This window comes from Bacillota bacterium, from assembly GCA_029961055.1.
Lineage (GTDB): Bacteria > Bacillota > Sulfobacillia > JAIMAT01 > JAIMAT01 > JAIMAT01.
Genome location: JASBVM010000002.1, coordinates 26,026 through 48,907 on the forward strand (window position 1 = coordinate 26,026; position 22,882 = coordinate 48,907).

A 22,882-nucleotide genomic window follows, 5' to 3' on the forward strand; every position below is an offset into this window, starting at 1 on the left:
GCCGGGAGCGGCGGGTGGGCGGGAAGGGGAAGCGGGCGTGGAGGGAAGGAGAGCGACGGCGACGGAGAGGCTGGAGCTGGACCGGAACGAGAACCCCTACCCCTGGCCCCGGCCGTGGATCGAGGAACTGGCGGGACGCCTGGCCCGGCGCGGACCCGCGCGCTACCCGGGCGGGCGGGGGGCGCTGGAGGCGGAGCTGGTCCGCTACGCCCGCGAGTCGGCGGGCGCCGGCCCGGCGGGGGAGGCGCCCGCAGCGGAGCTGGCGGCGGTGGCCACCAACGGCTCGGACGAGGCGCTCCAGGCGGCGGTCCTCGCCTTCACCCGGCCCGGAGAGGCCGTGGTCTACCTGGAGCCGGGATTCGGCATGTACCCGCGGGTGGCCGAGGTGACCGGGCGGCGCCCGCGGCCCGTCGCCCTGGGGCCGCGCTGGCAGGTGGACGGCGCCGCCCTCCGGGCCGCCCTGGAAGAGGAGCGGGCGGCGGGCAGGGAGGTGCTCGCCATCCTCTGCCGGCCCAACAACCCCACCGGGCACCTCTGGCCGCTGGAGGAGGTGGAGGCGGCGGCGGAGACCGGCGCCTGGGTTCTGGTGGACGAGGCCTACTTCGAGTTCGCGGGGGAGACCGCCCTGGGCCTGGTGGCCCGCCACCCGCGGCTCCTGGTCGCCCGCACCTTCTCCAAGGCCTTCGGAATGGCGGGCCTCCGCCTGGGCTACGTCCTGGGGAGGCCCGAGGCGGTCGACCGCCTGCGCGCGGTGCTGGCGCCCTACAGCGTCAACACCGTCGCCGTCGAGGCGGGGCGCATGCTCCTGGAGCCGGAGCGGCTCGCGCAGGTCCGCCGCTGGATTGCCGCCCTGGTGGCGGAAAGGGAGCGCCTGGCGGCGGAGCTGGAGCGGATCCCGGGGCTGGCGGTGGTGCCCAGCCGGACCAACTTCCTCCTGGTCGAGGTGAACCCGGCGGGGAGCGGCTGGGAGGCGGTGCGGCTCTGGCGGGCCCTGGCCGACCGGGGCGTGCTCCTGCGCTACCTGGGCGGCGAGGTGGAGCGGCTGCGCGCGGCGCTCCGCTGGAGCGTCGCCCGTCCGGAGGAGGACGAGCGGGCGCTGGAGGTGCTCCGCCGGCTGGTGGGGCTCCGGGAGGTGGCGGGATGAGGCCGGAGGAGCCGGGGGCGCCGGGGGCCGGGGCGGCGCCGCGCAGGGCGACGGTGGAGCGGGTGACCCGGGAGACGCGCATCCGCCTGGCGCTGGACCTCGACGGGGAGGGCTCCGCCTCGCTCCGCACCGGCCTGCCCTTCTTCGAGCACCTGCTGGACGCATTCGCCCGCCACGGTCTCTTCGACCTGGAGGTGGAGGCGGAGGGCGACCTGGAGGTGGACGCCCACCATACGGTGGAAGACGTCGGCCTCTGTCTGGGCCGGGCACTGGGGGAGGCGCTGGGCGACCACGCCGGCATCCGCCGCTTCGGCTGGGCGGCGCCGCCGATGGACGAGACGCTGGTGCTGGCGGCCGTCGACCTCTCCGGCCGTCCCTTCCTCGACTGGGGGGTGGAGGTGGCACCGCGCGCCTTCGGCCTCTTCCACAGCGACCTGGCGGCGGAGTTCTGGCGCGCCTTCGCCGCCGAGGGGCGGATGACGCTCCACCTGCGGACGCTGGCCGGCGCGCAGCCCCACCACGTGCTGGAGGCCACCTGGAAGGCGGCCGCCCTGGCGCTCCGCCAGGCGGTGGAGCCGGACCCGCGCCGCCGGGGGGTCCCTTCCACCAAGGGCTGGATCGAACACTGAGGAGGTGGCGGCGCTGTCTCTGGCCGTGATCGACGCCGGCGTCGGCAACCTGTTCAGCCTGGGCGCCGCGCTGGACGCGGTGGGCGCGTCCTGGCGCCTGGTCGGCGTGGACGAGGCGGGTGCGGGGGAGCGGCTCGCCGCCGCCGACGGCATCCTCCTCCCCGGCGTGGGCGCCTTCGCCCCCGCCATGGAGCGCCTCCGCCGGAGCGGCGTGGCGGAGAGCGTCCGGCGGCTGGCGGAGGAGGGGATGCCGGTGATGGGCATCTGCCTCGGCTTCCAGCTCCTCTTCCAGGGGTCGGAGGAAGGAGCTTCCGACCCCGGCCACCCCCTTCCCGGGCTCGGCCTCCTCCCCGGCGTGGTCCGTCGGCTTCCTCCCGGCGATCCCGTGCCCCACGTGGGTTGGAGCCCCGTCCACTGGGAGGGGGAGCCCCCTGCCCCGCTGGAGGGCACCGGGCGGGGCGAGCCCTTCTACTTCGTCCACAGCTACGCGGTCGCGGTCGAGGCGGCCGGCCCGCCCGCGGGCGACCTCCGCTGGGCCTGGGCGGAGTACAACGGCCTCCGCCTGGCGGCGGTCGCCGCCGGGGGCAACCTCTGGGGCAGCCAGTTCCACCCGGAGAAGAGCGGCCCGGCCGGGCTCGCCCTGCTGGGCCGGTTCGCGAGGCGGTGCGGATGCTGATCGTGCCCGCCATCGATCTGCTGGAGGGGCGCGCGGTCCGCCTCCGGCAAGGCGACTTCGACCGGCCGCTCTTCGCCCTCGACCCGCTCGAGGCGGCGCGCCGCTGGCAGGCGGAAGGCGCCCCGCGCCTGCACGTGGTCGACCTGGAGGGCGCCCGGCTGGGCCGTCCCGCGCAGCTTCCCCTGGTGGAGCGGATCGCCGCGCTGGGCGTGCCCGTGGAGCTGGGCGGCGGCCTGCGGCGCCGGGAGGATCTCGAGGCCGCCTTCGCCGCCGGCGTCTCGCGGGTCATCCTGGGCACGGCCGCCGTCCGGGATCCCGAGCTGCTGGCGGCGGCGGTGGCCCGCTGGGGCGCGGAGCGCGTCACGGCCCAGCTCGACCTGCGCGCCGGCCGCCCGGCCACGGCCGCCTGGCTGCGGGAGGAAGCGCTGGAGCCCCGCGCCCTCCTCTCCCGGTGGCGGGAGGCGGGTCTCCGGGAGGTCCTGCTGAGCGACGTCTCCCGCGACGGGACGCTGGCCGGCTTCGACCCGGCGCCCTATCTGGAGGTGCTGCCCGGGGGCCTCGCCTGGTGGGCGGCAGGAGGCTTCGCCGGCCAGGAGGACGTCGAGCGGGCGGCCACGCTGGAGGATCGCGGGCTGCGCGGGCTCGTCGTCGGCCGCGCCCTCTACGAAGGGCGCATCCGCCTGGGAGGTGGTCCGACGTGACCTGGTACCGCCGCATCATTCCCTGCCTCGACGTCAGGGACGGGCGGGTGGTGAAGGGGATCCGCTTCGAGAACCTGCGCGACGCGGGCGATCCCGCCGAACTGGCCGCGCGCTACGGCGAGGAAGGTGCCGACGAGGTGGTCTTCCTCGACGTCAGCGCCTCCCGGGAGGGGCGCGGCCCCCTGCTGGACGCCGTCCGCCGCACCGCGCGCCGGCTCTTCGTCCCGCTCACCGTCGGCGGCGGGGTGCGGCGGCTGGAGGACGTGGAGGCGCTGCTCCGGGCCGGTGCGGACAAGGTCTCCGTCAACACCGCCGCCGTCCGCCGCCCCGAGCTGATCGAGGAGGCCGCCCGCCGCTTCGGCTCCCAGTGCGTGGTGGTGGCCATCGACGCCCGCCCGGCACCCGTCGGCGCCGGCTTCCGCTGGGAGGTGGTGGTGGAGGGCGGGCGCCAGGCGACCGGGCTGGACGCGGTCGCCTGGGCGGAGGAGGCGGTCCGCCGGGGCGCCGGCGAGATCCTGCTCACCTCGGTGGCCCGCGACGGGACCGGGCAGGGGTACGACCTGGAGCTGACCGCGGCCGTCGCAGACCGGGTCGAGGTGCCGGTGATCGCCTCCGGCGGCGCCGGGGAGGCCGACCACTTCGTCCAGCTCTTCCGCCGAACGCGCGCCGCGGCGGCGCTGGCCGCCTCCCGGTTCCACTTCGGCGAGATGGGCCTGGGTGAGCTGAAGGCGACGCTGGCGGCGGCGGGCGTCCCGGTCCGTCCGGCACCCGTCCGCCCCGCCTCCCGGAAGCCGGACCAGATGCCGCCGCGCCGGGCGCGGCCTGTCGACCCGGCGGCGGTCCGCTGGGACGAGCGCGGCCTCTGCCCGGTGGTGGTCCAGAACGCGGAGAGCGGGCAGCTCCTGATGCTCGCCTGGGCCGACCGGGTGGCGCTGGAGCGGACGCTCCGCGAGGGCCGCGCCTGGTTCTGGAGCCGGTCCCGGCAGCGGCTCTGGAGGAAGGGCGAGAGCTCGGGACACGGCCAGCGCGTCCTGGAGGTGTCGCTGGACTGCGACGGCGACGCGCTCCTCTACCGGGTCCTGCCCGAGGGGCCGGCCTGCCACCTGGGCACGGCCAGCTGCTGGGGGGACCCGCCCGCGGGCTTCCTCGACGAGCTGGAGCGGCTGGTCGACGAGCGGCTCCGGCAGATGCCCCCCGGCTCCTACGTGGCCGGGCTCGCCCGGCGCGGCGACGAGCGGCTCCGCCAGAAAGTGGGCGAGGAGGCGGTGGAGGTGGTCCTGGCGGCCGGCCAGGGCCGGCGGCGCCTGATCGAGGAGAGCGCCGACCTCCTCTTCCACCTGCTCCTCCTCCTGCGCCGCGAGGGCGCGAGCTGGAGCGACCTCCTGGCCGAGCTCCGGGAGCGGCACGCGCTGCGCACGGCCGGCCCGATCGAGCGGGGACAGGGGGTGACCCGGCCGGGAGGTTCGCCGGAGCCGGGCGAGCGCCCGGGCCGTCTCCCCGCCTCGAGCGGGATATGATCGAAGAGAGGCGGGCGGGTGTTGGCGGGTCCCCCCGGCTGCGGTATCGTGGGTCCGAGCCGCGACCGGCGGTCGTGCGGGGTTGCCGCCATCGTGTCGCACCTGCGCGGCCGGCGTCGGGGGAGGGATCGGCTACGAGGGCGAGCGCGCTCAGTCTTTACGACCAGCTGAAGAACTGGGTCCTGGCCTCGGTCGAGGACCAGCTGACCCTGAGTGGTCGCGTGATGGAGTCGATCGGCCTCGACACGTACGAGCGCGAGTTCGACTGCTACGTCCGTCTGCCTGGACAGCCCGAGGACGACTACACGCTCTCGGGCGAGATCCGCTTCTGGGTCAACGTCCTGGACGAGATGGCGGCGCAGGGCGAGGAAGAACCGCTGGAAGAGCAGCCCCTGGTCCTGGAGACGACCATCACCATCTCGCAGGAGCGGCTGGGCCCCAGCGCGGTTTCCATGTGGGACCGCGTCTCCGCCGAGCTGAGCGCGGCCCATGCCGACCGGGCGCACCTCAGCCTGGTCCAGCGCTACGACGCGGGAAGCTTCGACCCCGCGGAGGCGGAGGCGCAGATCGTCGCCGAGTGGGTCCGGGACCCGGACTCGATCAACGAGACGTACGTCCATGAAGTGATCAGCACCTTTGCCGAGATTCTCCGCATGCTGGACGAGGAGTTCCCTCTCCCCGAAGGGCAGGGGGACTCCGAATGAGCGACCCGCGGGAGGCCTGGTGGGTCAGGCTGCGGGAACCGCGGCCCTACCGGGCGGTGTGGGAGCTCCAGAAGCGGATCCACGCCGCCCGGGTGGCGGCCCGGGTGCCTGACGTGCTGCTGGTGCTCGAGCACCGGCCGGTGGTCACCCTGGGGCGGGCCGGCGGCAAGCAGCACCTCCTCCTCCCCCAGGAAGAGTTCCAGCGGCGGGGGGTGGAGCTGGTCGAGTCCGACCGCGGCGGGGACGTCACCTACCACGGACCGGGCCAGCTGGTCGCCTACTTCCTGGTGGGTCTGGAGACGGTGGACGGTGATGTGGCCCGCCTCGTCCGCCAGGTGGAAGAGGTCGCGATCCGCGTGGCGGACCGCTTCGGGGTCCGCTCGGGGCGTTGGGCCGGCTACCCGGGCGCCTGGTGCGGACCGGAGAAGCTGGCTGCGGTGGGCATGCGCATCCGGGAGGGCGTCAGCCTCCATGGCATGGCGCTCAACGTGGAGAACGATCTGGCGCCGTTCGGCTGGATCGTCCCCTGCGGCATCGAAGGCCACGGCGCCACCTCGCTCAGCCGGGAGGCGGGGCGGCGGATCCCCCTCGACCAGGTGGTGCCGGTCTTCGTGGAGGAGGCCGCCGCGGTCTTCGGATGGCGGCTCCGGCCGCTGGAGGAGGCGGACCTGGCCGCGCTCCTGGGCGCCGGGAGCGGATCCGATGGACAGGCCGAGCGGGCGGTGTTAGACTGACCGCGAACGATCGACCATTAAATCGCTCCTGCGAGGGCGAAATGGGGGGATCCGGATGCGCGGAAGCTGAGGGCCCGGACGGAAGCGTCCGGGCTTTTTGTCGCCTTCTCGCCTCGAGATCGCCTCCGGAGGAGGAGGGGAACGATGAGTACGCGCAGGATCCTGATGCCCGAGGAGCACCCGCCCGTGGCGGAGGCCCTACCGCTCAGCCTCCAGCACATGTTCGCCATGTTCGGGGCGACCGTCCTGGTCCCCTACCTGGTGGGCCTCGATCCCAGCATCGCCCTGCTCGCCAGCGGGGTGGGCACCTGGATCTACATCCTGTCCACCCGCTTCCAGGTTCCGTCCTACCTGGGCTCCAGCTTCGCCTTCATCGCGCCCATGATCGCCGCCGCCAAGGCGTACGGCCTTCCGGCCGCCCTGGGCGGTGGCGTGGCGGCCGGGCTCGTCTACGTCGTCGTCGCCGCCCTGGTCTCCCGCCTGGGCAGCGACTGGATCCACACCCTGATGCCGCCCGCCTTCGTCGGCGCCATCGTCATCGTCATCGGCCTGGGGCTGGCGCCGACCGCCGTCCAGATGGCCATGCGGGACGCCCACGGCGCTCTGGTCCCGCAGCACGTGCTGGTGGCGGCGGTGACGTTGGGCGTCGCGCTGGCCGTGGCGGTCTTCGGGCGCGGCTTCCTCTCCGTCGTGCCGGTGCTCACCGGGGTGGTGGTCGGTTACGCCTTCGCCGCCACCCAGGGACTGGTCGACTGGAGCGCCGTCCGCAGCGCGCCCTGGATCGGGCTGCCCCACTTCACCACGCCTGCCTTCAACTGGGCCGCCATCGCGCTGGTGGCGCCGGTGGCGCTGGTGACGCTGACCGAGCACATCGGCCACCTCTTCGTGGCCAACTCCATCGTGGGCCGCGACTTCTTCCGGAAGCCGGGCCTCCACCGCTCGCTCCTCGGCGACGGCATCGCCACCGTCGTCGCCTCCTTCATGGGAGGCCCGCCCAGCACCACCTACGGCGAGAACCTGGGCGTGATGGCGATCACCCGCGTCTACAGCGTCTCGGTGATCGGCGGCGCCGGGCTCCTGGCCGCACTCCTCGCCTTCGTGCCCAAGCTGGGCGCCGCCATCCACGCCATCCCGCAGCCGGTGATGGGGGGCGTCTCGGTCCTCCTCTTCGGCACCATCGCCTCCTCGGGCCTGCGCATGCTGGTGGATGGCCGGGTGGATTATAGTAACCAGAAGAACCTGATGCTCTCCTCCGTCACCCTGGTGGTCGGCCTGGGCGGCACGGTGGTCGACTTGGGCCGCTTCCATCTGGAGGGGATGGCCCTGGCGACCGGGGTGGGCATTCTGCTCAACCTCGCCTTCCTGGCGGTGGAGAGGTGGGGCGGCCGGGCGGAGGCGGGCGCGGCGGCCGGTGCCCGCGAGCCGCGCGAAGCCGCGCGGCGGGGCCAGCCGGCTTCGGCTCCGCTCCCGGCGGCGGAAGGGGCCCCCGAGGCGACCGGCGACCTGCCGCTGGCCACGGGAGCGCCGCGGGGCTGAGGCCGGGGCGCCCCCACCCGAGCCTGCGCCCGCCGCCCGAGCCCGAACGGAGGCATGGCGATGGCGACGGTGGTGCGCAACGGGAACGGCCACAGGCTTCGGCCCTGGCGGGGCTTCGAGCCGGATCAGCTGGAGACGTTTCGCGCGGACGACGGTACGGTGCTGGTCCTGCGCCGCTGGGAGGCGCGGGGACCCCGGCACGGCGACATCCTGGTCTTCCACGGCGCGGGCGCCCATGGCGGCCTCTACGAGCCCTTCGCCGCCGAGCTGGCCACCCGGGGATGGTCGGTCTGGGTCCCAGACCTTCGGGGGCATGGCGCCTCGGGCGGGCGCAAGGGGGACGTGGAGCGATTCGAACGCTATGCCCGTGATGCGGCTCCGCTGGCCGAACGGATGGCGGAGCCGCGCTTCCTCTGGGGCGAGAGCATGGGCGGGCTGGTGGCGCTGGAGCTGGCGCTGGAGCAGCCCGGCAGCTGGCAGGGGGTCGTGCTGAGCGCGCCGGCACTCTTGCTGGTCCGGGAGATGAGCCGCCCCGTCCGTCTCCTGGGGCGCGTCGCCTCCCGCCTGGTTCCGCGCCTGACGGCGCCGCTCCTCGGCCGGGGCGAGATGCCCGGCCTGCCCCCGGGGACGCTGGGGAGGGAGTTCACCGTGCGCTGGGGGATGGAGGTGGTCCGCGCCGGCGAGGCGCTGGCCGCCCGTGCCCCGGAGCTGCGCGTGCCCTCGCTCTGGCTCCTGCCCGGCGCCGACCCGCTGGTCGACGAGGAGCGGGTGGCGGCGCTGGCCCGGAGCGTGCCCGGCGCCACGATCCGGCTCTACCCCGGTTACCCGCACGCCATCCTGACCGGGCCCGAGCCCGTCGCCGTGGTGGCCTCGAGCACCGCCTGGCTGGAGGCGCAGGGCCGCGAGGGATCGCCGGCCGGGGCGGCCGGGGGCGTCTCGCCCTCCTAGCGCCGGCCGGGCCGGCCCTCGTGGCCGTCCCAGGCCAGTTCCAGCTCGCGCCCCTCGCCGTCCGTGGTGATCAGCCGGACCGGTCCCCGCCAGAGCTCGCCGATGTACTCCAGCGTCTTCTTGGCGTACTCCAGGTCGAGGCCCGAGATATGCCGGTCCAGCTGTTCGAGGTAGAGCTGGCCGTGCCGGACCTCGGTCACCGCCACCAGGGGCACGCCGTAGTTGTACCGGGGACGGCAGAGGAACTCGCGCACCTGGTCGATGTCGCGGCTCTTGATCTCCAGATCCGGTCCCCGCCCGGCGGAGGCCATCCGGCCCCGCGGCCCGTAGGTGAAGAGCTCCATCTCCTCGGCCAGCTCGGGCGTGAGGAAGTTCTGGATGAGCGAGACGTCGTCGTCGCTGCTCCGGACCCGCCAGAGCTGCTCCATGCCGAGGCGCTCCTCGATGTCGCGCAGGATCCGGTAGCCCAGGTAGTAAGGGTTGATCTGGAGGCGCCCTCCGGGCTGGACCACCGCCGCGTGCAGACGGGCGTACTCCAGCGTCTCCTCCGCGCTCAGCGAGCGGAGCTCCTCCAGGATGCGGGCGTGCCAGAAGGTGGCCCAGCCTTCGTTCAGGATCTTGGTGGCGAACTGCGGATAGAAGTAGTAGGACTCCTCGCGCTGGATCTCCAGGATATCCCGCTCCCACGGCGCCAGCGGCGCGTAGTTGGCCAGGAACCAGAGCAGGTCCCGCTCGGGGCGGGGAGGGAGCGGTGGCAGCGCCGCGACCTCTTCCCGGGGTGCGGGGCGCTCCTCCTCCGTGAAGAGCTCGTTGTACCGCTCCTCGGCGGGGTCGCGACGCGGGGCGGGCGGCTTCCTGCCGGGCGCCTCCTCCGCATAGCGGCGGCGATGGAGCCCCTGGGGGAAGTCGACGTGCTGCTCCAGCGCCATGGCGATGTCCATCACGTGCTCCACCCGCTCGTCGCCCACCTCCTCCCGGTAGCGGTCGATGCGCTGCGCGTGGTCGGCCGCCTCCGCCACCATGTGCCGGTTGCTTCCTTGAAAAAGGACGTTGTTCTTGAAGAAGTCGGCGTGGGCGGCGACGTGGGCGACCACCAGCAGGTTCTCCACCGGCCGGTTGGTGTCCAGCAGGAAGGCGTAGGCGGGGTCGTTGTTGAGCACGATCTCGTAAACGCGCGAGAGGCCCATCTGCCCGAAGATCCGGTTGCGGTTGTAGACCTGGCCGTACGACCAGTGCTGGGCGCGGGTGGGCAGCCCGTAGGCGGCCAGCTCGGCCATGATCTCCTCCGGCACCACCTCGAAGCGCAGGTCGAAGAAGTCGAGCCCCAGCACCCTGGCCTGCTCCAGCACCTCCTCGAAACGCTCAGGAAGCGGTTCCAGCGGCATCGCCCTCACCCCCGTGGTCGGCCAGGAGAAAGGCTCGCAACGCGGCGTAGACGTCCTCCCGACGGTGGATGGCGACGGCCACGAAGTGCGGATCGTCGACCCTGGCCAGGGCCCGCCCGAAGAGGCTCTTCGGCCGCTCCAGCGTTCGCGCGCGGCCCTCCCGGCCGCGGGCGTCGCGCTCCAGGCCGCCGTAGAAGGAGGCGCCGGCCGCCTCCACGATCTCGCCGTAGCCCACCATCCGGCTCTCGGCCAGCAGCTCGCGGACGGCCTGGGCGGCGGCGGCGTTGTCCTCGGGGAAGTTGTCGCCGTCGGAGAAGTGGAAGACGTAGTTGTTCCACTGGCCGGCCGGGTGGTGGCGGCGGATGTGGTCCAGGGCCGCCCGGTAGGCGCTGGAGCAGATGGTCCCGCCCGCCGAGCCGATCCCGAAGAAGGTCCTCTCGTCCACCAGCCGCGCTTCGGCGTCGTGGGCGATGAAGACGATCTCCACCTTCTCGTAGCGGGTGCGGAGGAACTGGACCATCCAGAAGAAGAAGGCCTTGGCGATGTACTTCTTGTCGAGCGTCATGCTCGCCGAGCGGTCGAGCAGGAGGTAGGCGGCCGCCTGCATGCGGGGCCGCGGCTCCTCGCGCCAGCTGCGGTAGCGCAGATCGTCCTGCACGAACTCGCCCGGCCGGGGTTCTCCGCGCGCGGCCCTCCTCTTCAGGTTCTCGCGGAGCGTGCGGCGCTTGTCGACGTTGGCCAGCGAGCCCACCCGGCGCACCTCGTCGAAACGGAGCTCGTGGACCCGGGTCTGCCGTCCCTTGGGCTCCAGCCAGGGCAGGTCCAGGTCCTCCAGCATCATCCGCGCCAGCTCCTGGACGGTCAGGTCGGTCTCGAAGGTCAGCTCGCCCGGCGCGTCGCCGGCCTGGCCGGCTCCGCCGCCGGCCGCCGGCTCGACGAGACGGTCGCCCGGCTCGCCCTTTCCCTGCCCGACGCCCTGGTGCGACTGGGGGAGACCGTACCGGAAATGGTAGCGGTCGAGGTAGCGGATCGGCACCCGCACCAGGCGCTGGCCATCGGAACCGATGATCGCCTCTTCGGTGACCAGGTGGCGGAGGTTCTCCCGGATCGCCTCGCGCACCCTCTGGTCGTGGCGCCGCGCGTCGCGGACCCCACGGCGGCGAAGTTCCCAAGGAAGCTCGTCAGGCATCCGTCACCCCTCCCGCGAAGCGGTTCACTTCTCGCGCGAGAGCAGCGAGGAGACGTACTTGAGGAGCTCGTTGGCGCAGGTGGCGCAGTACCCCTCGCGCTGGGTGAGTGTGTCCACCACCTGGTTGATCCGCTTCAGCTCTTCCTCGTCCGGGTTGCGGGAGGTGACCGTGAGGCGGATGGTATCCCGCCGCTCGTCGAAGAGCTGCCGCTCCAGAGCCGTGCGCAGCTTCTCGTGCGAGGTGTAGTCGAAGCGCTCGCCCCGGCGGTCGGCGATGGCCACCTTGCGCATGATCTCGTTGCGGAAGGCGTCCTTGCCGCTCTCGGAGACGGCCACCTTCTCCTCGATGGAGCGCATCAGCCGCTCGTCCGGCTCGCGCTCCTCGCCGGTGATGGGGTCGCTGATCCGCGCGTGCTCCAGGTAGGCCTCGACGTTGTCCAGGTAGTTGTCCAGGAGCGTCCGGATCTCGTCCTCGAAGGAGACGAAGAAGGCCTTCTGCACGTCGGTTCGCGCGATCTCGTCGTACTCCCGGCGGGCGTCGGCGATCAGCTGCTCGTACTCCTCCCGCTTCTCGCGGCCCAGCTCCGCCAGATCGTCCACGCCCTCCTTGAGCGAGAGGAGGATGTCGATGGGGTTGACGCAGGTGACCCCCGGCCGCGTGAAGGCGGCCGCGATGCGGTTCATCACGAAGCGGGGCGAGATCCCGAACATCCCCTCGTTCTCGCTCTCGGCCCGGATCTTCTTGACGTCCCGGCTGCTGTAGCCCTCCACCTCGTCGCCGTTGTAGAGGTGCATCTTCTTGACGCGGCTGAGGCCGGGCCGGTTCGAGTCCTCCAGGCGCGTCATGATGGCGAACATGGAGGCCACCTCGAGCGTGTGCGGGGCGATGTGGACGCCGTGGAGGTTGGACTGGGAGAGGAGCTTCCGGTAGATGCGCACTTCCTCCGAGAGCTTCAGGTTGTAGGGGAACCGGACGGCGATCATGCGGTCGCGGAGCGCCTGAGAGGTCTCGTCGCTCAGGAACTGCTGGTACTCCACCTCGTTGGTGTGGGCGACCACGCACTCGTCCGCGTAGATCAGCGGGAAGCGCCCGGTCTTGATGTTCCGCTCCTGGGCGAGGGTCAGGAGGACGTAGAGGAAGCGCGGGTCGGCCTTGAGCATCTCGATGAACTCCATCAGCCCGCGGTTGGCGATGTTCAGCTCGCCGTCGAAGCGGTAGGCGCGCGGATCCGATTCGGCGCCGTACTCTCCGATCCGGGCCAGGTCCAGCGAGCCCACCAGCTCGGAGATGTCCTGGCTCTTCGGATCCGACGGGACGAAGGTGCCGATGCCGACCCGGTCCTTCTCCGAAAGGAAGATCCTCTGCACCGGGACGCGATAGATGTCGCCCTCGTAGCTCTCCTTCAGCTCCAGCGCGCAGCGGGGGCAGAGCTCGCCCTCGATGTCGATGCCGTACCGCTGCCGGAACTCCGGTCGCAGCCGGTGGGGGATCAGGTGGAGCGGATCCTCGTGCTGCGGGCAGTCGGCGATGGCGTAGATGGCGCCCTCGGCCGTCCGGGAGTACTCCTCCAGCCCGCGCTTGAGGAGGATGACCAGCTCGGACTTCCCGCTGGAGGGCGGGCCGTACAGGAGGAGGATGCGGCGCCGGACGTCGGAGCCCATGGCGGCGGCCTTGAAGTACTCCACCACCTGGGCGACCGCCTCGTCCACGCCGAAGAGATCGTCGCCGAAGAACCGGTACCGTTCCACCCCGGTCTGTTCGTCGACCTCCGAGCCGCGCTCGCGGATCATGTCCCATAGCCGCTCGTGGGCGCGACGGGCAAGACGGGGATTCTCGATGACCATGGGCAGGTAGTCGCGGAAGGTCCCGCTCCACGCTTCCTCGGCATGGGACCGACGGTACTCGTCGATCAACTCGAAGACATCGTCCATGCCTGGTGCACCTCCGTTCCCCGGCCGCCCCCGCAGGGCGGCGGGGAGAGCGGTTGTGCTTCAGTATTATAGGGCTCCGGGCGGTCTAAGGAGCCCCAGAATCAGCATAATTCGGCAAAGCTGACGCTGAACATAATGGAAAGCAGGGAAAAAAGAGGGATCGTTGACGAGAATCCTGGCGCGATGACCGGGTGCCGAAGCCGGGTGCCTAGAGCGCTGCGAGAAGCAGGGAGAGGAGCCCCAGACCCGCGAAGAGGACGGCCAGCGGCCACCAGCTCGGCCCGGCGCCACCGCCGCGGATCACGCGCAAAGCCCGCTTCCGGATGGCTTCGCTCCGCTGCCGGCGCCAGCGCTCGCGCCGGTAAGCGTTCAGGTCGCGCACCTTGCCCAAGGGGTGGCACCTCCGCGAGAACCGTTCCCGATCAGTGTACACCCGCAACCCCGGGCGCGGACCCCCCTCGGCCGGAGGGGCGGCGGCCTCCGCTGCCGTTCTGTGGGGCCGCCTTCGCTTTCCACGCCTAAATCCGGCAGCGGTGGGCTTCGATGGTATCAGAGGAACGGTCTCGGCTCCACGGGCGAACCGCCCGGGAGATCGCCCCGCCGCTCCAGCCGCATCCGAAGCCGAAGAGCGAGCCCGAATCGAGGGGATCTGCCATGCTTCATCGTCTTCTCCGCGTCAGCCTGGCTGGAAAGATCCTGGGCGCCACCGCCGCCATGGCGGTGATCGTGCTGGCCAGCTCCGGGCTCGGGCTCTGGACCACCCGCCAGCTGGCGGCCGCCCGGCCGGGCGGTCCCTGGGAGCTGCTGGGCGACCTCTGGCTGGCGGCGGCGCTCCTGGTCTGCCTGGTCGGCTTCGCCGGCGCCTGGCTGATCGTCCGCGAGGTGGTCGACCCCGTCCGCCGGGTGGCCCAGGCGGCCGCCCTGCTGGGAGAGCAGGGGCGCCTGGATGTGCGTGTCACCGGCCCCCGCGCCGGGAGCGCCGAGCTGGCCGGACTGGCGGGCAGTTTCAATGCCATGGCCGACCGTCTCGCCGAGGCGGTGGCCGCCCTGGCCAAGACCGCTTCGCAGCTGGGAGGGGATGCCCGCCGGCTGGCGGAGCGAGGCCGGTCGATCGCCGAGCTCCTCCAGAAGGGCCTGGCGGGGTTCGAGGCGGTCGACCGAGGCTCGGAGGCGCAGAGGCTGGCGGGCGAACAGATGAGCCACGCCCTGGCCGAGCTCCGGCAGGCCATCGAGCAGGTGGCCGGTGGCGCCGCGGACCAGGCCCGCGGGACCCAGGAACTCCACGTGCTGCTCAACCGCATGGCCGCCCGCGTCAGCGAGATCCGCCACGCCGCCGACGAGCTGGACCGCGCCTACGGCCGGATCGCGAGCGATGCGGCGCGCGGGCGGAGCGACCTGGAGTCGAGCCATGCCGGTATGGAGACGCTGCGGGCGGCCGTCCTGGCCACCGCCGAGCGGGTGGAAGCGCTGGGCAACGCCTCGCAGGAGATCGGGCGGATCGTGGAGAGCATCACCGAGATCGCCGACCAGACCAACCTGCTGGCGCTCAACGCCGCCATCGAGGCCGCCCGGGCGGGCGAGCACGGCCGCGGCTTCGCCGTGGTCGCCTCGGAGATCCGCCACCTGGCGGAACGGAGTGGCGAGGCCAGCCGCGACATCGCCCGGCGCGTCGAGGCGCTGCGGAGCGAGACCGACGCCGTGGTGGCGGCCATGCGCGCCAGCAGCGAGCAGGTGAACAGCGGCTCGACGGAGATCGAGCGGACGCTGGAGACGCTGGCGGGCATCTTCGAACAGGTGCAGCGGGTGAAGGAGCCGATCGGCGCCATCGCCGGCTCGGCCCAGGGCGCCGACGACGACGCCCAGCAGGCGGTCCGGGCGATGGAGGGCGTGGCCGGCGTGGCCGAGGAGAACGCGGCCGCGGCCGAGCAGATGGCCGCCTCCAGCCGGCAGGTGCAGGAAGCGGTGGAGCAGACCGGCCGGCTGGTCGACGAGACGGTGGAGCGGGTGGCCGCGCTCCGCGACCTGCTCACCCGCGCGGGCGAGGCTGTGGAGGAGACGGAGGGGATGACGGCGCGGATGGAACAGCTGGCGAGCCGGCTGACGGGTGTCGTGGGGCGCTACCGCTGGGCGGGCAGGGAGGGGGAGGCCGCATGAGCCAGCCGGAGACGGAGGCGGGCCGGGCTGCGGAGGGCCGGCAGGTCGTGGTGCTCGAGCTGGACGGGCAGGCGTACGGGGCCGACATCGGCAGCGTCCGCGAGGTGCTCGCCTTCCAGCCCGTCACCCGGGTGCCGCAGGCGCCCTCCTTCGTGCTGGGCGTCATCAACTTGCGGGGACGGATCATCCCGGTGATCGACCTCCGGCGTCGCCTCGGGCTGGCCGCCGCCGAGCCGGGCCCCCTCTCCCGGATCGTGGTGGTGGAGGACGGCGACGAGTTGATCGGGATGCTGGTGGACGGCGTGAGCGAGGTGCTCCAGGTCCCCGCGGACCGGATCGATCCGCCGGGCGAGCTGGTGCGCGGGGAGGACGCCTCCTTCCTCCGCGGCGTGGCGCGCCTGGAGGACCGGTTGATCATCTTCCTGGCGCTGGAGAGGGTGCTGGACGCGCACCAGCGCTCCGCCGCCGTGAGCGCCGCCCGGCCGGGGGCCTAGGCGATGGGCGTCCGCGGCCTCCAGCTGCCGGGGCTGAGCGAGGAGGAGAGCCGCCTCTTCCTCGAGGAGGCGGAGGAGCTTCTCGAAGCCCTGGAGGAGGGGCTGGTCGGCCTCGCGGGGGGGACCCCCTCTCCCGAGCAGGTGCAGTCTCTCTTCCGGGCGGCGCACACGTTGAAGGGGAACGCGGGTGCCGCCGGGCTGGACGGGGTGGCCGGCCGGGCCCATGCGCTGGAGAGCCGCCTGGAACCGCTCCGGCACGGGGCGGCGGCCCCCGGCCCGGACGAGATCGACCGCATGCTGGTCGAGGTGGATGCCATCCGGGCGGAGCTGGGCCTGGCAGCGGCCGCACCCGCCGCGGAGACGGAAGGGACAGCGGCGAGCGGAGGTGCGGCCGTCGGCCTCCTCGGCGAGGCGTCGACCGGCGAAGCCCCTGACGAGACCGAGGTCGAGATCCGCTTCGCCCGGGACTGCCCCTTTCTCTCCGTCCGCTCCTACCAGGTCCTCCAGGCGGTGCGCGACGCGGGCGGCCGCGTGGTGGCTTCGGAGCCGGACGAGGCGGCCATCGAGGCCGGGCAGGAGTTCGAGCGGCTCCGCCTCCGCTTCCGCGGGGAGAGCGAGGAGGTTCTGCGGGAGATCCGGGCGGTGCCCGACGTGGTCGCGGTGGAGCGGGTGGGCGGCGCAGCGCCGGTCGTGGCGGGGCCGGGTGCGGCTGCGCCCGCGCCTGGCCGGCAGCCCGCCCGCGCGCCGCGCCCCGAGGCGGCGCCGCGGGCGGCCGTGGCGGGCGTCGCCTCCCCGGAGGGGCCGGCCGAGACGCTGCGGGTGGAGGTGGGCCTCCTCGACCAGCTGATGAATCTGATCGGCGAGCTGGTGGTCGACCGGAACCGGCTGGGGGAGGCGGCCAGGCGGCTGGCGGCGGGCGGGGACGACACCTCGCTGGACGAGGTGGTGGAGCACCTGGCGCGGCTGAGCGAGGAGCTCCAGTCCACCGTGACGCGGGCGCGGATGCAGCCGCTCTCCTCGCTCTTCCGCCGCTTCCCGCGCATGATGCGGGAGCTGGCGCGGAGCACGGGCAAGGAGTTCGACTTCGTCATGGAGGGCGAGGCCACGGAACTGGACCGCTCCGTGGCGACGGGGATCGCCGATCCGCTGGTCCACCTGCTCCGGAACGCCGTCGACCACGGGGTGGAGCCGCCGGAAGAGCGGCGGCGGGCGGGGAAGCCGCAGCGGGCGCGGATCGAACTGGCCGCCTGGCGGGAGGAGAACACGATCCGCATCGCCGTCTCCGACGACGGCGCGGGCATCGATCCTGCGGCGCTGCGGCGCAAGGCGGTGGAGAAGGGCTTCCTGACGGCGGAGCAGGCGCGCCAGGTGAGCGACCGCGAGGCGGTGGAGCTGATCTTCCTGCCGGGCTTCTCCACCAGCGGCCGGGTGACCGAGATCTCCGGCCGGGGCGTCGGCATGGACGTGGTTCGGCGGAACGTGGAGCGCATCGGCGGCCAGGTGGAGGTGGAGTCGAAGCCCGGTGAGGGCACCCGCTTCGTCCTCCAGCTGCCGCTGACGGTGGCGATCCTGCGCGCGCTGCTCCTGGAGGTGGACGCGATCCCCGTCGCCATCCCCCTGGGCGCCATCGACGAGGTGGTGGAGGTCCGGCCGGAGCGGGTGGAGCGGGTGGGCGGCGAGGCGGTCCTCCGCTGGCGGGAGCAGGTGCTGCCCCTGGGCTCGCTTCGCGTCGCGCTGGAGGGCGGGTGGCGCTGGGAGGCGGAGGGGCCCCAGCCCGCCGTCGTCGTCCACCACCAGGGGCGGCGCCAGGTCTGGGCGGCCGACCGCCTGCTGGGCGAGCAGGAAGTGGTGGTCAAGGGTCTGGGACGCTGGCTGGACGAGGTGAGGGGGTTGGCGGGAGCGGCGGTGCTGGGCGACGGCAGTGTGGCGCTGGTCCTGGACGTGGGCGGGGTCATGCTGGCGGCCCGGATGGAGGGATGAGCATGGGCATCGACGAGTTCGCGGTCGCGGTCGATGCGGGCCTGCGCCAGGCCGGCTCGGCGCTGTCGGCCATGCTGGGACAGCCGGTGGAGTGCCGCCCGGAGGCGGCCCGGCGCGTCGACGAGGAAGCGGTCCGGACGGCGCTGGGCCACTGGGGGGATCCGGTGGACGCGGTCTGCATCGACGTGGACGGCGGCCCTGGCGGCACGGCGCTGCTCCTCTTCTCGGCCGACTCCTGCCGCGAGCTGATCGGGGCGCTCACCGGGGAGGCGGCGCCGCAGGAGCTGGGCGAGATGGAGCGCTCGGTGCTGGCGGAGGTGGGGAACGTGACCGTCACCTCCTTCCTCAACGTCCTGGGCGAGAAGGCGGGCAGCGTGACGGCCCCGTCGGTGCCGGCGGTGGTGGAGGCGCCGCTGGAGGTGGTGCTGAAGCGGGCGGAGGAGGCGCTGCACGGGGACGGCGAGGCCGGTGGCCCGCCGTGGATCCTCTGCCAGGCCCACTTCGAGGCGGCGGGCCGGCGCGTGCTGGCCCACCTGGCGTACCTGCCCCAGCCGGCCCGGCTGGAGGGTGAGGCCGGATGAGCCGGGTGCTGGTGGTCGACGACTCGCAGTTCGTCCGCATGCGGACGGCCAAGCTCCTGCGCGAGAACGGACACGAGGTGCTGGAGGCGGGCGACGGGCGGGAGGCGGTCGAGCTCTACCAGAGGGAGCGGCCGGACCTGGTCCTCCTGGACATCACCATGCCCCAGATGGACGGTCTCTCCGCCCTCCGCCAGATCCTGTCGGAGGACCCGGGGGCGCGGGTGGTGATGTGCACCGCCCTGGCGCAGAAGGCGACGGTGCTGGAGGCGATCAAGATCGGCGCCAAGGACTTCCTGGTCAAACCCTTTCAGCCGGACCGGCTCCTCCAGTCGGTGGAGCGCTGGGGGAGCCCGCGATGAGGACCGACCCGGAAGAGGCCGGCCGCCGCGAGCCCTTGCCCCCCCGCCAGGAGACGGGAGCCGGCGCGGGACGCCGTCCCGTGCGGGTGATCCTGGTCGACGACTCCCGTTTCTTCCGCGCCCGCGTCCGCCGGGCCCTGGAGGCGACCGGCCGGATCCGGGTGGTCGCCGAGGCGGGCGACGGCGACGAGGCGCTGGAGCGGGCGGCGGACACGGACGCGGACGTCCTCACGCTGGACATCGAGATGCCGCGCATGGACGGCCTGACCGCGCTGGCGCACCTGATGCGCCGGCACCCGCTGCCCGTGGTGATGCTCTCCAGCCGGACCCGGATCGGCGCCGAGGCGACGGTCGAGGCGCTCCGCCTGGGTGCCATCGACTTCGTGGCCAAGCCCGACGGGCTGGAGCCCGACGGCTTCCGGAACATGGTCGAGCAGCTGACCCGGCGGGTCCTCCTGGCGGCCACGGCCGGGCTCTCCCACGCCGCCCCCGCGCGGTCCGACGCCGCCCCGCAGGTGCCGCGACGACGGCTCGCGCCGGGAGGCCTGGCCGAACGCGTGGTGGTGATCGGCGCCTCCACCGGCGGTCCCCAGGCGCTCTACCGGATGATGCCGCTCTGGCCGGCGGAGCTGGACGCCGGCGTCATCCTGGTCCAGCACATGCCGCGCGGCTTCACCCGTTCGCTGGCCGCCGGGCTCGACCGCATCGCCCCCATCGCCGTGCGGGAGGCGGAGGAAGACGAACCGGTCCTCTCCCGGCAGGCGCTGGTGGCGCCGGCCGGTTACCACCTGCGCATCTCCCCTCGGCGCCGCGTCCGCCTGGGCGAGGACCCGCCCCAGCACGGGGTGCGTCCCAGCGTCGACCCGACGCTGGAAAGCGCCGCGGCCGTCTGGGGAGCCGGCCTGGTCAGCGTCATCCTGACCGGCATGGGCGCCGACGGAACCCGGGGCTCGGCGGCGGTGCGGGCGGCGGGCGGTCGCGTCATCGCCCAGTCGGAGGCGACGTGCGTCGTCTACGGCATGCCCAGGTCGGTGGTGACGGCGGGGCTGGCCGACCGGGTCCTGGATCTGGAGGCGATCCCGGCCGCGGTGGCCGAGATGCTGGGGAACGAGAGGTGAGGGTGGGTCTGGATCGGGACGACTCGACGCGCAGCTTCGGCGACAGCGAGTGGTGGGGTTTCGTCAGCGCCTACCGGCGCCTGACCGGCCAGGACCTGAGCGCCTACCGGCGCGAGCAGCTGGAACGGCGGCTGCGCGGCCTGGTGGCGCGCCTGGGCGTGGACGGCCTCGCCGAACTGTTGCGCCGCATGGAGCGTGAGGAAGCGGTCCGGCAGCAGGTGGTCAGCTTCCTGACGATCCACGTCTCGGAGTTCTTCCGCAACCCCGAACAGTTCGAGCGCCTCCGGCGGCACTGGCTGCCCCGGGTCCGGCGGCGCCGGTCGATCGCCCTCTGGTCGGCCGGCTGCTCGAATGGTCCGGAACCATACTCCCTGGCCATCCTTCTGGCGGAGGAAGGGATGCTGGAACGGGCGGAGATCCTGGCCACCGACGTGGACGACGTGGCGCTGGCGCAGGCGGCCTCGGGCGAGTACGAGGAAGAGGGCCTGGCCGGCCTCGACCCGGAGCGGCGGCGGCGCTGGCTGGAGCCCGTCGCGCCGGGACGGTGGCGGCTGCGCCAGGAGATCCGGGAGCGCGTCCGAGTCCGGCATCACGATCTGCTCGTCGATCCTCCCCCCGGCCGTTTCGACCTGATCCTCTGCCGGAACGTCCTCATCTACTTCACGGCCGCGGGCAAGGAGCGTGCCCTGAAGGGCCTGGCGGAGGCGCTGGAGCCGGACGGGTGGCTCCTGCTGGGCAGCACCGAGAGCCTGAACGGGGCGGCGGCGCATGGACTGCGCCCGGTGGGACCCTTCCTGTACGAGGCGGGCGAGACTAAGCTGGGGCTGGACCGGCGAGGGAGGCGGGTCTGACTGTTACGTCTGCCGATCGACCAGGTGGAGGCTCCTGTCACCCTGTTGGAGCCTGTCTATGACGCGCGCGGGAGGCTCCTGGCCGCCCGCGGCGCCTCGCTGGACCGGGCCGGCGCCCTGCGCCTGGGCGACCACGGCGTCCGCCACGTCTACGTGGAGGCGCCGGGACTCGAGGACGTGCGCCCTCATGTCTCCCTCAGCCTCAAGCTGCAACAGCAGGTGCTCGACTGGCTCCACGACCTGGAGGAGCTGGCCGGGTCCGGAGGGCGCGCGGCGCCGTTGGGGCCCGGGCCCTCCCTGGCGCGGGCGATCGTCGAGGAGCTGGCCGGCGGCCAGCGCGGGATCGCGATCTCCGACCCGGACGTCGCCGCCTCTCCGATCTCCCGGCGGGCGCTCCACACCGCCACCGGCGCGGCGATACTCGCCCTCGGCCGGCTGGGCGCCCGCGCCCGCGACGACCTGGTTCTGGCGGCGCTCGTCCATGACGTCGGCCTGGCCCGTTACCCGGCGGACGACCCGCGCCACGTGGAGGTGGCGATGGGCCTGATGGAGCCGCCGCTGGCCTGGCCGGCGCGCACGCGGGCGGCGGTGGCCCAGCACCACGAGCGGGTCGACGGGTCGGGCTTCCCGCGCGGGCTCCGGGGCGAGGCGATCGACCCCGGTGCGAGGCTCCTGGCCGTGATGGACACGTACGTCGACGCCGTGCATCCGTCCCGGGGAGTGGGCATGCCGCCGCACGAGGCGGTGGAGTACGTCTTGGCGGCGGCCGGGTACGATCTGGACGTGGAGGCGGCGTCCGCCTTCGCCGACCTGGTCGTTCCCTATCCGGAGGGAAGCCTGGTCCGCCTGGCGGACGGCCGGCACTGTGTCGTGGTCCGGGCGCCGCAGGGCGTCCACGCCCGGCCGGTCGTCCGGGAGATTCTCTGGAGGGATGGGCGGTGGCAGGGGCTGCCCGAGCGGACGTTCGACCTGGGCGAGCCGGGGCAGCGGACCGTGCTGATCGCAGGCTTCGTGGAGGAGCGGAGGTGAGGCATGGCGACCCCCCGGTCGCAGGAGGCCGGCGGTAGGCGCGGCCGGCCGCTGGTGCGGATCTCGGGCGCCGCTTCGCAGGCCGTCCGGCAGGGGCGCGGCTGGGTCTACCGGGACGAGGTGGTGGAGGTGGACCCCGAGATCCGCCCGGGCCAGGTGGTCCGGGTCGAATCCAGGCGGGGCGGCGAGGTCGGCTGCGGCTTCTACAACCCGCGTTCCAAGCTGGCCGTCCGGATGCTCGATCCGGATCCCATGGCCCGCATCGATGCGGCCTGGTTCCGGGAGCGACTGGAGGAGGCTTGGCGCTACCGGCGGCAGCGGCTCGGCGATCCGGAGGCCTGCCGGGTCGTCTTCGCCGAGGCGGACGGCCTCCCGGGCCTGATCGTCGACCGCTACGGGCCGGTGGTGGTGGTCGGCTTCCTGGCGGCGGGGCTGGAGCCCTTCCGCGAGGTGATCCTGGACCAGCTGGAGACGATGCTGCGGCCCGAGGCGGTGGTGGAGCGGGACGAGGCGGAGGTCCGCCGGCACGAGGGCCTGGCCCCCCGCTCCGGTCTCCTGCGCGGCCGGCTGCCCGAGGAAGTCTGGATCCGGGAGGGAGGGGTCCGCTTCCTCGTCGACGTGCTGGGTGGGCAGAAGACCGGCTGGTTCCTGGACCAGCGCGAGAACCGGCTCCGCGCCGGCGAGCTGGCCGCCGGCCGGACCGTGCTCGACCTCTTCACCCACACGGGCGGCTTCGCCTTGCAGGCGGCGGCGGGCGGGGCGGAGCGCGTGGAGGCGTGGGACGCCTCGGTGCCCGCCCTGGAGCTGGCGCGGGTGCACGCGGAGAGGAACGGGCTGGCGCAGCGGGTCCGCTTCCGGGAGGGGGACGTCTTCCACGTCCTGCGCGAGAAGGTCCAGGCCGGCGCCCGCTACCAGATGATCATCCTGGATCCCCCCGCCTTCGCCCGCCGGGCGGCCGACCTCGACGGCGCCTACCGGGGCTACAGGGAGATCAACCGGCAGGCCATGCGCCTGCTGGAGCCGGGCGGCCTGCTGATCACCTGCAGCTGCTCGCAACCGGTCCGGCCCGAGATGTTCGAGCAGATGCTGGTGGATGCCGCCGCCGACGCGGGCGCGCGCTTCCGGATCCTGGAGCGGCGCGGCGCCTCGCCGGATCATCCGGTCCGGCTGGGCCATCCGCCTTCGGACTACCTGAAGTGCTGGATCCTGGAACGCATGTAG

Annotated in this window: 21 protein-coding genes and 1 pseudogene; 18 read left to right on the forward strand and 4 right to left on the reverse strand. The window is 73.4% G+C overall.

Features of this window, described 5'->3' with window-relative positions:
- Positions 1 to 37: 37 nt before the first annotated feature.
- The 9 genes and pseudogenes from QJR14_00760 to QJR14_00800 all read left to right on the forward strand — a co-directional run bounded on the left by QJR14_00760 (position 38) and on the right by QJR14_00800 (position 8,589).
- Positions 38 to 1,144, forward strand: a complete 1,107-nt coding sequence (locus QJR14_00760) for an aminotransferase class I/II-fold pyridoxal phosphate-dependent enzyme (protein ID MDI3316158.1) — start codon at positions 38 to 40, stop codon at positions 1,142 to 1,144.
- Complete coding sequence (gene hisB / locus QJR14_00765) at positions 1,141 to 1,773, forward strand: imidazoleglycerol-phosphate dehydratase HisB (GenBank protein MDI3316159.1); 633 nt, start codon at positions 1,141 to 1,143, stop codon at positions 1,771 to 1,773. Before QJR14_00760 ends, hisB begins: the two co-directional genes overlap by 4 nt.
- A 4-nt stretch (positions 1,774 to 1,777) precedes the next feature.
- Positions 1,778 to 2,449 carry an imidazole glycerol phosphate synthase subunit HisH gene (gene hisH, locus QJR14_00770; protein MDI3316160.1) on the forward strand — a complete coding sequence of 224 codons (672 nt, stop codon included), beginning with the start codon at positions 1,778 to 1,780 and terminating at the stop codon, positions 2,447 to 2,449.
- The gene (locus tag QJR14_00775) at positions 2,443 to 3,150 is read left to right on the forward strand and encodes a 1-(5-phosphoribosyl)-5-[(5-phosphoribosylamino)methylideneamino] imidazole-4-carboxamide isomerase (protein MDI3316161.1); all 708 of its coding nucleotides are present in this window, start codon (positions 2,443 to 2,445) and stop codon (positions 3,148 to 3,150) included. Before hisH ends, QJR14_00775 begins: the two co-directional genes overlap by 7 nt.
- Positions 3,147 to 4,667, forward strand: a complete 1,521-nt coding sequence (gene hisF / locus QJR14_00780; GenBank protein ID MDI3316162.1) for an imidazole glycerol phosphate synthase subunit HisF — start codon at positions 3,147 to 3,149, stop codon at positions 4,665 to 4,667. Before QJR14_00775 ends, hisF begins: the two co-directional genes overlap by 4 nt.
- A 224-nt stretch (positions 4,668 to 4,891) precedes the next feature.
- Positions 4,892 to 5,371 (forward strand): hypothetical protein, encoded by a 480-nt coding sequence (locus QJR14_00785; protein ID MDI3316163.1) that lies wholly within the window; start codon positions 4,892 to 4,894, stop codon positions 5,369 to 5,371.
- Entirely contained in the window at positions 5,368 to 6,105 is a 738-nt protein-coding gene (lipB, locus tag QJR14_00790; protein MDI3316164.1) for a lipoyl(octanoyl) transferase LipB, read from the forward strand. The genes QJR14_00785 and lipB overlap by 4 nt, the downstream gene beginning before the upstream one ends.
- Positions 6,106 to 6,249: 144 nt before the next feature.
- Positions 6,250 to 7,473: pseudogene (uraA, locus tag QJR14_00795) on the forward strand (uracil permease).
- 228 nt (positions 7,474 to 7,701) lie between these two features.
- Complete coding sequence (locus QJR14_00800; GenBank protein MDI3316165.1) at positions 7,702 to 8,589, forward strand: alpha/beta fold hydrolase; 888 nt, start codon at positions 7,702 to 7,704, stop codon at positions 8,587 to 8,589.
- On the opposite strand, the gene QJR14_00805 is transcribed toward QJR14_00800, so the two are convergent.
- From QJR14_00805 to QJR14_00820, 4 genes are all read right to left on the reverse strand, one after another.
- A complete protein-coding gene (locus tag QJR14_00805; GenBank protein MDI3316166.1) occupies positions 8,586 to 9,974 on the reverse strand; it encodes a SpoVR family protein in 1,389 nt (462 codons plus the stop codon). The two genes, QJR14_00800 and QJR14_00805, sit on opposite strands and share 4 nt — an antisense overlap.
- The gene (locus tag QJR14_00810) at positions 9,952 to 11,163 is read right to left on the reverse strand and encodes a DUF444 family protein (GenBank protein ID MDI3316167.1); all 1,212 of its coding nucleotides are present in this window, start codon (positions 11,161 to 11,163) and stop codon (positions 9,952 to 9,954) included. Before QJR14_00810 ends, QJR14_00805 begins: the two co-directional genes overlap by 23 nt.
- Positions 11,164 to 11,187: 24 nt before the next feature.
- On the reverse strand, positions 11,188 to 13,095 hold the full coding sequence (locus tag QJR14_00815; GenBank protein ID MDI3316168.1) for a protein prkA: 1,908 nt from the start codon (positions 13,093 to 13,095) through the stop codon (positions 11,188 to 11,190).
- Positions 13,096 to 13,303: 208 nt separating this feature from the next.
- Complete coding sequence (locus QJR14_00820) at positions 13,304 to 13,486, reverse strand: hypothetical protein (protein MDI3316169.1); 183 nt, start codon at positions 13,484 to 13,486, stop codon at positions 13,304 to 13,306.
- A gap of 263 nt (positions 13,487 to 13,749) precedes the next feature.
- Here QJR14_00820 and QJR14_00825 point away from each other — a divergent pair, with 263 nt between their 5' ends.
- From QJR14_00825 to QJR14_00865, 9 genes are read left to right on the forward strand one after another with little or no spacing between them, the layout of a single operon-like run.
- A complete protein-coding gene (locus QJR14_00825; GenBank protein MDI3316170.1) occupies positions 13,750 to 15,249 on the forward strand; it encodes a methyl-accepting chemotaxis protein in 1,500 nt (499 codons plus the stop codon).
- A complete protein-coding gene (locus tag QJR14_00830) occupies positions 15,246 to 15,743 on the forward strand; it encodes a chemotaxis protein CheW (GenBank protein MDI3316171.1) in 498 nt (165 codons plus the stop codon). The genes QJR14_00825 and QJR14_00830 overlap by 4 nt, the downstream gene beginning before the upstream one ends.
- Before the next feature lie 3 nt (positions 15,744 to 15,746).
- The gene (locus QJR14_00835) at positions 15,747 to 17,723 is read left to right on the forward strand and encodes a chemotaxis protein CheA (protein MDI3316172.1); all 1,977 of its coding nucleotides are present in this window, start codon (positions 15,747 to 15,749) and stop codon (positions 17,721 to 17,723) included.
- Positions 17,720 to 18,304 carry a hypothetical protein gene (locus tag QJR14_00840; protein MDI3316173.1) on the forward strand — a complete coding sequence of 195 codons (585 nt, stop codon included), beginning with the start codon at positions 17,720 to 17,722 and terminating at the stop codon, positions 18,302 to 18,304. The genes QJR14_00835 and QJR14_00840 overlap by 4 nt, the downstream gene beginning before the upstream one ends.
- Complete coding sequence (locus QJR14_00845; protein MDI3316174.1) at positions 18,301 to 18,663, forward strand: response regulator; 363 nt, start codon at positions 18,301 to 18,303, stop codon at positions 18,661 to 18,663. The genes QJR14_00840 and QJR14_00845 overlap by 4 nt, the downstream gene beginning before the upstream one ends.
- Entirely contained in the window at positions 18,660 to 19,781 is a 1,122-nt protein-coding gene (locus QJR14_00850; protein ID MDI3316175.1) for a chemotaxis response regulator protein-glutamate methylesterase, read from the forward strand. The genes QJR14_00845 and QJR14_00850 overlap by 4 nt, the downstream gene beginning before the upstream one ends.
- Positions 19,782 to 19,783: 2 nt before the next feature.
- Positions 19,784 to 20,632, forward strand: a complete 849-nt coding sequence (locus tag QJR14_00855) for a protein-glutamate O-methyltransferase CheR (GenBank protein MDI3316176.1) — start codon at positions 19,784 to 19,786, stop codon at positions 20,630 to 20,632.
- Between the two features lie 45 nt (positions 20,633 to 20,677).
- Positions 20,678 to 21,661, forward strand: a complete 984-nt coding sequence (locus tag QJR14_00860) for an HD domain-containing phosphohydrolase (protein ID MDI3316177.1) — start codon at positions 20,678 to 20,680, stop codon at positions 21,659 to 21,661.
- Positions 21,662 to 21,664: 3 nt separating this feature from the next.
- Positions 21,665 to 22,882: a class I SAM-dependent rRNA methyltransferase gene (locus tag QJR14_00865; protein ID MDI3316178.1), complete on the forward strand. Its 1,218-nt coding sequence runs from the start codon at positions 21,665 to 21,667 to the stop codon at positions 22,880 to 22,882.

Bases quoted from the DNA above. Each gene is read 5' to 3' on its own strand.
- hisB (MDI3316159.1), top strand. From the start codon at position 1,141: ATGAGGCCGGAGGAGCCGGGGGCGCCGGGGGCCGGGGCGGCGCCGCGC.
- QJR14_00775 (MDI3316161.1), top strand. From the start codon at position 2,443: ATGCTGATCGTGCCCGCCATCGATCTGCTGGAGGGGCGCGCGGTCCGC.
- QJR14_00785 (MDI3316163.1), top strand. From the start codon at position 4,892: ATGGAGTCGATCGGCCTCGACACGTACGAGCGCGAGTTCGACTGCTAC.
- lipB (MDI3316164.1), top strand. From the start codon at position 5,368: ATGAGCGACCCGCGGGAGGCCTGGTGGGTCAGGCTGCGGGAACCGCGG.
- QJR14_00800 (MDI3316165.1), top strand. From the start codon at position 7,702: ATGGCGACGGTGGTGCGCAACGGGAACGGCCACAGGCTTCGGCCCTGG.
- QJR14_00805 (MDI3316166.1), bottom strand. From the start codon at position 9,974: ATGCCGCTGGAACCGCTTCCTGAGCGTTTCGAGGAGGTGCTGGAGCAG.
- QJR14_00810 (MDI3316167.1), bottom strand. From the start codon at position 11,163: ATGCCTGACGAGCTTCCTTGGGAACTTCGCCGCCGTGGGGTCCGCGAC.
- QJR14_00815 (MDI3316168.1), bottom strand. From the start codon at position 13,095: ATGGACGATGTCTTCGAGTTGATCGACGAGTACCGTCGGTCCCATGCC.
- QJR14_00825 (MDI3316170.1), top strand. From the start codon at position 13,750: ATGCTTCATCGTCTTCTCCGCGTCAGCCTGGCTGGAAAGATCCTGGGC.
- QJR14_00830 (MDI3316171.1), top strand. From the start codon at position 15,246: ATGAGCCAGCCGGAGACGGAGGCGGGCCGGGCTGCGGAGGGCCGGCAG.
- QJR14_00835 (MDI3316172.1), top strand. From the start codon at position 15,747: ATGGGCGTCCGCGGCCTCCAGCTGCCGGGGCTGAGCGAGGAGGAGAGC.
- QJR14_00840 (MDI3316173.1), top strand. From the start codon at position 17,720: ATGAGCATGGGCATCGACGAGTTCGCGGTCGCGGTCGATGCGGGCCTG.
- QJR14_00845 (MDI3316174.1), top strand. From the start codon at position 18,301: ATGAGCCGGGTGCTGGTGGTCGACGACTCGCAGTTCGTCCGCATGCGG.
- QJR14_00850 (MDI3316175.1), top strand. From the start codon at position 18,660: ATGAGGACCGACCCGGAAGAGGCCGGCCGCCGCGAGCCCTTGCCCCCC.
- QJR14_00865 (MDI3316178.1), top strand. From the start codon at position 21,665: ATGGCGACCCCCCGGTCGCAGGAGGCCGGCGGTAGGCGCGGCCGGCCG.